The organism is Bacteroides timonensis (assembly GCF_000513195.1).
GTDB classification, from domain to species: Bacteria; Bacteroidota; Bacteroidia; order Bacteroidales; family Bacteroidaceae; genus Bacteroides; species Bacteroides timonensis.
The window spans coordinates 1-10,347 of record NZ_CBVI010000004.1 but is presented as its reverse complement, the minus strand read 5'-3'; the positions used below and the strand labels follow the sequence as shown (position 1 = coordinate 10,347).

Here is a 10,347-nt window from a genome sequence, read left to right as displayed (position 1 = left end):
TAAACGCTAAACAGTACAACGATATGAAAAAAGAAAACCAATGCGCTCACGGACGCTATGTATCCGTAGACAAAATCCAGCAAATGTTTGTTAAACTTGGGGCTGAACTATGCGATGGCCACAAGCATTTTATTTTTTTTTCTGCATTTGCTTTGTAGAATTGAAAAGAATCCTCATCTTTGCAGTGACTTCCATATTGAACAGGCGAGTAGGCTCGCCATATTTGCTGCGGGCATTTTTTATGTCCGTAGTATTAGATATAGTTCCGTCCCGTGTGGAGCGTTAATGCGCCCACTGCCTGTTCAAGGTGGAAGTCAACGGGGAGCGGAACTTTTTTGTTTTCTTCCTGTAGTAACCAACATATTGTTTCATTTTAAAAGACTTCCAAAATGAAAAAAGAAAACCAACGCGCTCACGGACGCTATGTATCCGTAGACAAAATCCAGCAAATGCTTGTTAAACTTGGGGCTGAACTATGCGATGGCCGCAAACGTGCTCATGTAGCCAAAGAAGGTAACACGATTCTTATCTATACCAATGGTGGGAGTGTGAATATTACTTTTAATGCGGAAGGGGGCAAGCTATGAATGATGAGTTTGTAATCTGCAAAGTAATCAGTACCGGAAGTGAAGATAACGCTCAAGTTGAATATAACCTGGATTTTAATAAGCATCAATATAGCATTGAGAATATTTCATTGGATGAGATTAAACGGCTTTCTACCTTTCTTAATGGTTATTTGAGCAATCAGGAAGGAGGTGCGGAATGATTGCGGAAGTTAACAATGTTATATTGACACCTCTCGTTAGTAAGACACTGTCGAGCATTCAAGAGGATGGCGGTGATACTCTGTGCGAGGTTATTGATAAGGCTATAGGTACTATTCTTGACTTGAAGATAGGAAACAATGTGGATGCGGATAAACTTATCTCTGATATTAGTGATTTACGAATTGTGGCTTGTGTCATTCGGGAACTTGTTCCCCAAAAGGAGAAAGGAGGTTCAAATGTTTGATATTGATTATGCGAAACCTCATTATGAGATAATGTATTCTTTGGGAGTACCTGTAGAGGATGGTCTAAAACCTCTTTTGCAGGTGATTCTTGAACTCAAGTCGGAAATGGGTATGGAAGCGGACAGCAATATTATGTTGTCTCCGGGAACTGGTCGTGGTGAAAACCTGCATTTTGAGCTTTCGTATGAAGATGCGAAAGCAGTGATTGATGGACGTATGACTGAAAAGGAATATCTTGAGAAACACAGGATTAAAGGATAATATTTTTTTTGAGTAATAATGGCTGAGCCTGGTAGTCCGTGATTGGATAGCCGGGCTTTTTTTATGTCCTTTTTCAAGGCATGGTGGCAGGGTACTTTTGCCATATAAATTTCAATGGGTATGGCTATAAGTATCAATGATTTCAGAGTTGCCATCCGGATCGATAATTCGGAAGCGAAAGCCAAGTTCGATGAGACGCGGGAACAGATTGCGAAAGTGCGTGAGGAAATGCAGAAGCTGGAAGCTGATGGCAAGAAGGATTCGGCAGCATATAAAGAGCTGGAAAAACAACAGGACAAACTGAATGCGTCTCTCTATGGATTGCGTAAGGAGGCAGGACGGACCGCTTTAACTTATAGTGAATTGCGCAAACAATCACGGTCGCTTAAAGCTCAGATGGATAATGAAATTCCTGGTACTGAAAAATGGAAAACTCTGCGTGCTGACTATCTGCTGACCAAACAGCGGATGAAGGAACTGGAAGTGCAGGCACGTGATACAAAGTTTTCCCTCTCAAAGATGGCAGATGGATTCAACAAGTATGCGGCCATTGGTGCCAGTGCTATCGCTTCGCTTACCGGTGTGGCAATGACTGCGCGTAAATGTGTGGATGAATTTGCGGAGATGGAAGAAGCGGAGAGCCAGGTGCGGAAATATACCGGAATGACGGCTGAAGAGGTGAAAGGCCTGAATGAAGAATTTAAGCAGATGGATACCCGGACTCCGAGAGAGAAACTAAATGCGTTGGCCGGAGATGCCGGGCGTCTGGGTATCACCGCCAAAAAAGATGTGTTGGAGTTTGTGGATGCTGCCGATAAAATCAATGTGGCATTGGGTGAGGATCTTGGCGAAGATGCGGTAAAGAATATCGGTAAGTTGGCACAGATGTTCGGTGAGGATGAGAAATTGGGGCTTCGGGGAGCGATGTTAGCCACTGGTTCCGCCATCAATGAGGTTGCTCAAAATTCATCCGCCGCTGAAGCGTACTTAGTTGGGTTTACCGCCCGCGTTGCAGGTGCGGCAAATCAGGCGAAAGTTGCTCAGGGGGATATCCTCGGATATGCCTCTGTACTTGATCAGAATATGCAGCAACAGGAGATGGCAGCTACTGCTTTCCAGACATTGATGATGAAGATGTTCCAGACACCGGCGAAGTTTGCAAAAATTGCAGGACAGAGTGTGGAAGAGTTTTCTTCATTAATCAAAAAAGATGCGAATGAAGCGATGCTCCAGTTCTTGGACACTTTGAATAAGAAGGGTGGACTGGATCAACTGGCACCTATGTTCAAAGAGATGGGGCTGGATGGTGTGCGTGCATCGGGAGTCATCAGCACCATGGCCGGAAAGATTGATGATATCCGGGATGCACAGAAATTGGCGAATGATGCGTATCGGGATGGCACAAGTATTATCAATGAATTTAATGTGCAAAACAATACGGTACAAGCAGGACTGGATAAGGCGAAAAAGAACTTCAAGGATGTGCGGGTAGAACTTGGAGAAAAATTACAGCCGGTGATGAGATATATGATAACTACCGGTAGCATGACGGTGAAGGGACTGAGTGCATTGGTATCTGTTCTGTATGAATATAAAGGAGCAATATTAACAGCAGGCACAGCAGTGGCCGCTTATACACTTTATGTGAAAGCTGGCACTATAATGACAGCAGGGTATAACACCATAACGAAAGCTGCAACGTTGGCCACTAACTTATTTAGCAAGGCTACTAAGGCAAGTCCCTGGGGGCTTGTTGCTGCTGGGGTTGCTGCTGTTATTTCCTACTTCGCTATTTTTCGGGATAAAACGGATGAAGCAACCGATGCACAAAATCGGCTTAATGATGCATTGGAGAAAACGAAAGCCACGATGGATTTGATAGCCGGCGTTAAAGTGAGTGCTGAAAATTTTGAGTTCCTTACTGATAAGCAAAAGCAGCAATTGAAATCTGATGCACAGCGGGGTATTGACGAACTTGATGACTTACTTACAAAGGGAATGATTGAAACTAAAGCTTGGTATGAGCAAGAGAAAGTGAGCATCCTAAAGGCAACCGAAGATAATGAGATATTAAGAAACTCTTATCTACGGGGATTGGAGAAAGACTTTGATGCACGTGTTGCCCAATTAGCTGAATATGTTGAAAAGAAAAAGGAACTGGAAAAAATAATAGCTATGGTTCCCGATTCTACTGATACAACTGAACCGATTGTACCTATCGACGATAAAGCACTTGAAAAAGAACTTAAAGCCAAAGAGACCGCTTTACAGCAGCATTACCAAGAGCAACAGAATATCCTTAAAGAAGGACTCCTGAATGAGAAGCTGACGCAAGATGAATATCAGCAAGAATTATATAAGGCTGAAGCTACATATCTATTGAGCAGAAAGGCCTTACTGGAGGAGTATGGTAAAGATACGTCGCAGATACAGGGGCAGATTTATGACAAGATGATTGCTGAAGCGAACAGGCTCTATCAGTCAACGCAGATGGTAAATAAGAACACTCAGAGCGATATCCTCGCACAGCAAGAAGGTGACTATCAAGAGCAGGTGCAAGATATCAAGAGGGCTTATCTGGAGGGGGACATAAAGACTGAAGCTGACTATCAGGAGCGACTGAAGGAACAAGAGCGGCAGTATCTTGAAGAGCGAAGGGATATGCTTGCTGCCTATGGCGAAGATACTTCTTCCATTGATAACAAGTTGCTGGACATGGATATCAAGGATAAGAATGAGGGTAAGGCAAAGCAACGGGAATCCGGTTATAAGAAGATTGATAACACCTCTGATTTTGAGCAGAAAAATAATATCCTTCAGGCGATGTATGATGCGGACCTCATTACCTATCAGGAGTATGAGGAAGAGAAGACACGTATCAATGAAGAACATGAGCAACTGCGTGAAGAGCAGGCTAAGGCTACACTGGATGTCATAGGTCAGGCAGCGGCAGCGGCCAGCCAGGTAGTCAGTGCGTTGCAGGATGCAGAGATAAGTAAAGTTACCCGGAAGTATGACAAGGAAATCAAAGCGGCCAAGAAAGCGGGCAAGGATACTACGAAACTGGAGGAGGAGAAAGAAGAGGCAATCAACCAGGTTAAGAAGAAGTATGCCGATAAGCAGTTTGCAGCTTCTGTTCTCCAAGTGACTGCAACCACTGCCGTTGCCGCTATGGAATCTTACAAGGCTATGGCGGGTATTCCGTTCGTTGGCCCGGCACTGGGAGCGATAGCAGCTGCGGCAGCCATCGCCAGCGGTGCGGCTCAGATTGCCGTTGCCAAACAGCAACGGGACGAAGCGAAGGGACTGAAGGAAGGCGGTTATTCGGATGAGTATGTACAAGGTTATACAAAAAATGGTAATCCGGATGATGTGGCCGGAGTGATACCCGTGCATAAGAATGAATTTGTGGCCAACCACGAAAGTGTGGCTAATCCGCACGTTCGCCAGTTTTTGGATGTGTTTGATGTGGCTCAGAAAAATGGTACGATCCGGATGATTAATACCACTCAGATACTTGAGCAAGTGAAAACTCGCAGCGGAAAGTATGCAGGTGGTTTTGTGGATACCGGAGATTCTTCAGCTTCTTCTTTTGCAGCTTCCGATATCTCATCTTCCAGACTTACACCGGAACAATGGAAGCAACTCGTTGAACTGATGAAAGAGAATAACCGGTTATTACAGGTGGTTTGTAACAAGGAGTTGATTGTAGATGCTCGCAGAGTGCGTGATAGTATTAAGAGGGTGGAACAGTTAGAGAGAAATGTGAGCCGTTGAGATGTCCTTTTTTAATGCGGAACCGGATAATAATTTTGCATCATGGAAGTATACGAGGCAATTAATGAGATGAGACGATGCAGTGAACATGGAGAGAATTTTTCCTTCGCGTTCATGAGCTACAGCTATGAACGTCGGAAGAGTAGCGGTCTTGTGAAGATAGAGCGTGCCCGGCTTCGCAAACAAAGCCGGAAAGAAAATAACCGTTTTGCGGATTATATGCTGAATTTTATCGATCTGGATACAATGGAATATGGAATGTGCTGGCAACCTCTGTTATTGGAGTTTAACGGTCATGAACTGGAACTGAGATAATTATGGATAATAAATATGAAAATATAGTTCCCTGGAATGGTGCGCAGGACACTGGTAAAGATGTACGTCTGAAATTAGAAAGAAATTTCAAGAAAATAGCAACCAATTTTGAGGAAATACTGGATGAAATATTAAATAACAATGAGACTTTAAAAGATATATTCCTTCGTAAAGATACGATTGATAGTACTAACTATTTATTGCGTCTCTTAGGAGGATTAGAGGTTGGCGAAGCCATAGACTCACTCACTGCGGGCAAGGGCATAATTGCAAAAGTAAATGGGGTTCTACAGGTGTCCCGGGTAGAGATCCGGGAATCGCTGACCGTTTTAGAACTTATCTTCAACCGTCTTTCAGCTATGGAAAGCGACTATTCCTTTTCCGAGTCAGGGACTATTGAGAGCGTCGAACTCCTGGAAGACGGTACCTACCGTTTACCACTGCGTAAACGTTGGGAGAATGATTTCACAGACTTGGACGAAAATGATGTCGTTTATGGCGTGGTGAATAATCTTGCTTCAGGTACCGGAGATCATTATACTTCCTGGTTGCGTGTCCTGAATGTAAACACAGTGGCCAATACCATAACTGCCGTCATGTACCCGGATGATGAAGTGCCGGGTGGCAAGAACTATCCGCCGGAACCGCTGATGATATTATCCCACCGTGGCAATCCGGTCAATGAAGATCGTCAGGCATATTGGTACTTGTCTTCCCGTGAGAAGTGTATCTGCATGCTCGATGGAGTGACAAAGCCCATACTGGAAGAGAATAACTATGCTATTATCATTGGCAAGTTGAAGCAATTATCTCTGTTTGATAATTTGCCTATAAACTACCGTCATAGTTATATCTATTGCCGGGGTATTGCCATTCAGGACTTGTTACGCATAGATTATCAGGGGACATCGGTCCGCTCAGAGAACAACCGTGGCCCGTGGTCAGCCGAGGATGCTGTGAACAATCCCTACCAGTCCACACCAGAAGTATTTGATGCAGTCTATCACATTGGCTGCAAATGGATGTGTCTTTCTACCGGAACGACTCAGGAACCCAAATGGAATGCAACCGACTGGGCGCAGATTGAAGGTAATTCAGAACTGAGCCTTGTGTTCTCTTCCAATAACGGTTATAACTTCTTTGCCGGTAAGGTCGATGCGGAATTCACCCCTATTGTGTATTGGGGTTACAATGATATATCTGAGGATGTGTTGCCCGGTGACTGGTCATGGACCCGTGACAGCGGTCAGGTGACGGAAGATAACGCCTGGTCGGTCGCTCATGCCAATAATGGGCGGGTATTACACCTGACGAATGAAGACATGCCAAGCAACTGGGGAGCTACGAGAAAAGTGAAATTCACCTGTACGGCATACGTCCGCGACGGTGCCGGGAGTATTAATGTCGAAAACAGCATAATTGTATGAAAATTAAAACCGTGGTTCAACCGCAACCGGTCAGAACCAGTTATACGCCTCTGAAGGCGAGCTTTGGAATTGTTATTGATGGTGGAGGTAGCAAGACACAGTTCTACTATACCAATGCCAACACGTACATTCCTAACCGTGCCGTAACTCCAATGAAGCTGAGGTCGTTCCTCAATATTGTGGATCCTGATAAGATTATCAGTAACGGGGATAAGAGTAGTCAACTGACTGTCACCTGGTATGAAAACAGTGAGAGTAACCAGATTACTTCGGGGAATAGTAATTATGTTCTGAATGCCGATGGTACATTGTTGGTGAAGAAGAATGTCTCCCCGACAGCTCCGGTGCAGATTCTTTGTCGGGCTACTTATGTGGATTCCAGGAACAGGAACACACTGGTATATAACGATACATTCACCTTAAACTCTATACAGAAGAGTGATGACCAGCTTTCACTGAGTATCAATCAGCCTGCCAAGATAACCTATAACCCCCTAAAGGATAACCAGTACATAGATATCACTGCCGCATTGAAAATGGGCAGCGAGACGGTTGCGGATGCCAATGTGGCGTATTGGTGGTATAAGGTTGTGAATGGTGTAGAGACGTTGATTGATTCTTCCGACCTGAACATCGAGTATGTATCCGGGCAGGGAAGTAAGACTTTGCGTATAGATGCCGACAATACATATCTGAGCATTATCCGTTGCCGTGCAGCCTATTATACCGGAACCAAGCCTTCGGCACCTGCGGATGATACCCTGATGGCTGAGACGGCCATAGTCTATAAGATTCCACCGATCAGGGCATTTGTCTACAGTCCGAACGGCAGCATTATCCGTAAGGGAATGGCTAACATGACTTTTTATGTGAAGATACTGACGAACAAAGAGGAGCTGACAACGGATCAGATCGACAAGTTCTTCTTCGTGAAATGGTTCAAAAAATCATCCGCCGCGGGTGCTACAGCCGTGGAGATCGGGCACGGCAGTTCGGTGTCAGTAACAGCCGACAGCCTGCGCCTGAGTGGTGGTTTGCAAATGTCGGTTTACCCGGAAGTGTATGAGATCGGTCCTTATACGGTGCTTACTACCAAGAGTGGTGATCCTATCCGTACAGGTGCGAATGAAGTAATAATAGCCAGGGGCTAATTTAAAAATTAAGCATATGAGAGAAATGAAGTATTTGAAAGTTTCCACCGATATCGCTCGGCGTGCCGGTGTGATTGATGTCCGCCACCGGACTGCTGACGGTGATTTTATCGTTAATGAGAGTGACCTTCGTATGGTGAGGTTCGAACCTGAGGAATATGTGAGGGGCATTGCCGGGCAGGTTCTGACAGAACAGGAAGCTGCCAGACTGATCGAAGCCGGCGGAAATAAAATTGGAGAGGAGGTCTTAAATGAAGAAAGTAATGAATTACCTGCCGGGGATTCTTTGCCGGTTCAGGACAGTGATAAAGAATCTGTGGCGGAAGATAACCCAATTAACGGAGAGGAGGTACAGGATGAGTGATGTTGCGGGTTCTTTTTATATCGGTATGATTATTGACGGTGATAGCGCACAGGGTAATATCCGGTCTACTAAACCGCTTGTGCAGATGTACCAGAAGGATACGGGTAAATGTGTACCGGATTGGAGCGTAGCGGCTAATCAACCTATCATCTATCCGGTCATGCGCTCAGGCAATGAGAATGTGATCAAACCTATCGTGTCGGGTTCCGAGAAATGGTATTATAACAATACTCCTATAACGTTTAACGCTTCGGGTTTGTCTACTGCCCCGGCGGCCGTAGCCGGTAAGATGCAAACCACTACTTACAATAATGGTTCTGTGAATGTACCGGCGTTGAAAATAGCGGGTAATTTGGCCAGTGCTTCCAACATGGATGCGGATACTATCCGCATGGATGGTGAGATCGAGGCTTCAGGGCATAATCTTGGCTATACTTCTGAGATACCGCTTGCCATCTCGGAGTTTAGTAACTCCGCCTATTACGGTTTCCTGTATCCTTCCGATGGCGGTATTATTGATGGTGATACAGCTACCGTTAAAGTGACTCAGGAACTCTACAAGGGTGGATCTCTGGTGCCTCAGAGCAATTATTCACTGAAATGGTACAAGATGCCGTCAACCACAGCATGGTCAACCGCTAACAGTGTTTCATTGGTGGCTGATGACATTGATTCTAAGCTAAGTGTAAGAGCTGAATTCATTATCGGCGGTGAAGTGGTAGCCACTGCTATCTGTGAAGTAAGCGATGAGACTGATCCGTTATTCCTGGCAATAAACTACAGTGGTCCGACGATGCTTACCAGTAGCGGTACTACCAGTGAGGTTACGGCAACGTATAAGGTCAAGAAAACAGGTACGGGTGAAGAAGTGAACGGGTTTACGTTCAAGACTTCTTTCACGAAGGCTGACGGTACGGCTTTTACTCCGGTCAATGCACCCACTACAACCGGCTGTAAACTTACTTATACTGATGTGAAGGGTGCAGGTGGTAACATCACCGGTTATGTACAGGGTACTAAATCTTGAGTTGTCATGGCAAAGAAACAGATAGTTGCATCAACTTTTAGTGTTACGGCGGCTCCTGATGATGGTGCGAAAGGTGACCGTGGTGCTCGTATGCGTCAGACAAATTGGGCGGAAGGGAAGCGATATCTGTCGGGAGCCGATGGTGAGCTTTGGTACGATGTGGTATTATACAAAGATATGTTATATCTGTGTTTGAAATCTCACACTTCCTCATCCGCTAATAATCCTCAGACCTCAGTTGCAAACCAGTCAGGATATTGGGAGAAAGCCGTGGACTGGGTTTTCATAGCTACCAAATTACTGTTGAGTGAGAAGATCAAATCTGAATATATCGATGCTGACGATTTAGTCGTAAAGAATGTACAGGTTGAGGATGCTGACGGTAATATCATTTGTAGGATCAATGGGCGGACAGGTGACGCGAGCTTTGCAAAGGGAAATATACTTTTTGGCTCAGACGGTTCTATTGTGTGTAACAAAGGTATATTTAAGGTTGGTATTCAAAAGGTTTTTCGTGAAGTAAGCCTCAATAACTATACTGCGGAAGCCTTTAAAGCCGATCTGACCCAGGGACTCAATTTTATCTTTACCAAGAATGAGGGTAATGATACGCACTATATGACCTTACCCAATTCGCTTGATCTTGACGGTTTTGAATCGGAAATGATATTCTACGGGAATCCGGGTAGTGTGTATGTCAGTTGCGAAAATGGTTCATACCCTTTCATGTACAATGGTTTGAGGGTGAAACAGGTGAGGATAGGTACATTCCCGCGTCGGTTGAATGTCGTTGCTCGGAAATGCAATCTTATAGGTGCTGATTATGTCGAGTGGTGGATTACCAACACTAACGACTATACGGTTTCAAGCAAAGATATGTATGACCGTTGCGAACTTGCTACTTCAGTGTATTATAATAGTTGATATGCTGATTGATAAGGTATAATTATTAAACAAAAAGAGATTAAAAATTAAATGTTGAATTTGGGCGTTTTTTGATATAATTTAAA

11 protein-coding genes are annotated in these 10,347 nt (G+C 44.6%); all 11 read left to right on the top strand.

Going from position 1 to position 10,347, the window contains the following annotated elements; all coding sequences use genetic code 11:
* The first annotated feature begins 389 nt into the window (after window positions 1-389).
* The 11 genes from BN161_RS02050 (at window position 390) to BN161_RS27930 (ending at window position 10,261) form a co-directional block, all read left to right on the top strand.
* The gene (locus BN161_RS02050; protein WP_044262581.1) at window positions 390-587 is read left to right on the top strand and encodes a hypothetical protein; all 198 of its coding nucleotides are present in this window, start codon (window positions 390-392) and stop codon (window positions 585-587) included.
* Window positions 584-769 carry a hypothetical protein gene (locus tag BN161_RS02045; protein WP_044262579.1) on the top strand — a complete coding sequence of 62 codons (186 nt, stop codon included), beginning with the start codon at window positions 584-586 and terminating at the stop codon, window positions 767-769. The genes BN161_RS02050 and BN161_RS02045 overlap by 4 nt, the downstream gene beginning before the upstream one ends.
* Window positions 766-1,014, top strand: coding sequence for a hypothetical protein (locus tag BN161_RS02040; RefSeq protein ID WP_044262577.1), 249 nt, complete (start codon window positions 766-768; stop codon window positions 1,012-1,014). The genes BN161_RS02045 and BN161_RS02040 overlap by 4 nt, the downstream gene beginning before the upstream one ends.
* Window positions 1,007-1,276 carry a hypothetical protein gene (locus BN161_RS02035; RefSeq protein WP_044262575.1) on the top strand — a complete coding sequence of 90 codons (270 nt, stop codon included), beginning with the start codon at window positions 1,007-1,009 and terminating at the stop codon, window positions 1,274-1,276. The genes BN161_RS02040 and BN161_RS02035 overlap by 8 nt, the downstream gene beginning before the upstream one ends.
* Window positions 1,277-1,396: 120 nt before the next feature.
* A complete protein-coding gene (locus BN161_RS02030) occupies window positions 1,397-5,053 on the top strand; it encodes a phage tail tape measure protein (RefSeq protein ID WP_167332480.1) in 3,657 nt (1,218 codons plus the stop codon).
* A 42-nt stretch (window positions 5,054-5,095) separates the two neighbouring features.
* Window positions 5,096-5,368 (top strand): hypothetical protein, encoded by a 273-nt coding sequence (locus BN161_RS02025; RefSeq protein ID WP_044262572.1) that lies wholly within the window; start codon window positions 5,096-5,098, stop codon window positions 5,366-5,368.
* Window positions 5,369-5,370: 2 nt separating this feature from the next.
* Window positions 5,371-6,795, top strand: coding sequence for a hypothetical protein (locus BN161_RS02020; RefSeq protein ID WP_052356151.1), 1,425 nt, complete (start codon window positions 5,371-5,373; stop codon window positions 6,793-6,795).
* Complete coding sequence (locus BN161_RS02015) at window positions 6,792-7,946, top strand: hypothetical protein (RefSeq protein ID WP_044262570.1); 1,155 nt, start codon at window positions 6,792-6,794, stop codon at window positions 7,944-7,946. Before BN161_RS02020 ends, BN161_RS02015 begins: the two co-directional genes overlap by 4 nt.
* A 16-nt stretch (window positions 7,947-7,962) precedes the next feature.
* Window positions 7,963-8,310 (top strand): hypothetical protein, encoded by a 348-nt coding sequence (locus BN161_RS02010; RefSeq protein WP_044262569.1) that lies wholly within the window; start codon window positions 7,963-7,965, stop codon window positions 8,308-8,310.
* The gene (locus BN161_RS02005) at window positions 8,303-9,337 is read left to right on the top strand and encodes a hypothetical protein (RefSeq protein WP_044262567.1); all 1,035 of its coding nucleotides are present in this window, start codon (window positions 8,303-8,305) and stop codon (window positions 9,335-9,337) included. The genes BN161_RS02010 and BN161_RS02005 overlap by 8 nt, the downstream gene beginning before the upstream one ends.
* 6 nt (window positions 9,338-9,343) lie before the next feature.
* The gene (locus BN161_RS27930) at window positions 9,344-10,261 is read left to right on the top strand and encodes a hypothetical protein (RefSeq protein WP_052356150.1); all 918 of its coding nucleotides are present in this window, start codon (window positions 9,344-9,346) and stop codon (window positions 10,259-10,261) included.
* Window positions 10,262-10,347 lie beyond the last annotated feature (86 nt).

Bases quoted from the DNA above. Each gene is read 5' to 3' on its own strand.
- BN161_RS02050 (WP_044262581.1), top strand. From the start codon at position 390: ATGAAAAAAGAAAACCAACGCGCTCACGGACGCTATGTATCCGTAGAC.
- BN161_RS02045 (WP_044262579.1), top strand. From the start codon at position 584: ATGAATGATGAGTTTGTAATCTGCAAAGTAATCAGTACCGGAAGTGAA.
- BN161_RS02040 (WP_044262577.1), top strand. From the start codon at position 766: ATGATTGCGGAAGTTAACAATGTTATATTGACACCTCTCGTTAGTAAG.
- BN161_RS02035 (WP_044262575.1), top strand. From the start codon at position 1,007: ATGTTTGATATTGATTATGCGAAACCTCATTATGAGATAATGTATTCT.
- BN161_RS02030 (WP_167332480.1), top strand. From the start codon at position 1,397: ATGGCTATAAGTATCAATGATTTCAGAGTTGCCATCCGGATCGATAAT.
- BN161_RS02025 (WP_044262572.1), top strand. From the start codon at position 5,096: ATGGAAGTATACGAGGCAATTAATGAGATGAGACGATGCAGTGAACAT.
- BN161_RS02020 (WP_052356151.1), top strand. From the start codon at position 5,371: ATGGATAATAAATATGAAAATATAGTTCCCTGGAATGGTGCGCAGGAC.
- BN161_RS02015 (WP_044262570.1), top strand. From the start codon at position 6,792: ATGAAAATTAAAACCGTGGTTCAACCGCAACCGGTCAGAACCAGTTAT.
- BN161_RS02010 (WP_044262569.1), top strand. From the start codon at position 7,963: ATGAGAGAAATGAAGTATTTGAAAGTTTCCACCGATATCGCTCGGCGT.
- BN161_RS02005 (WP_044262567.1), top strand. From the start codon at position 8,303: ATGAGTGATGTTGCGGGTTCTTTTTATATCGGTATGATTATTGACGGT.
- BN161_RS27930 (WP_052356150.1), top strand. From the start codon at position 9,344: ATGGCAAAGAAACAGATAGTTGCATCAACTTTTAGTGTTACGGCGGCT.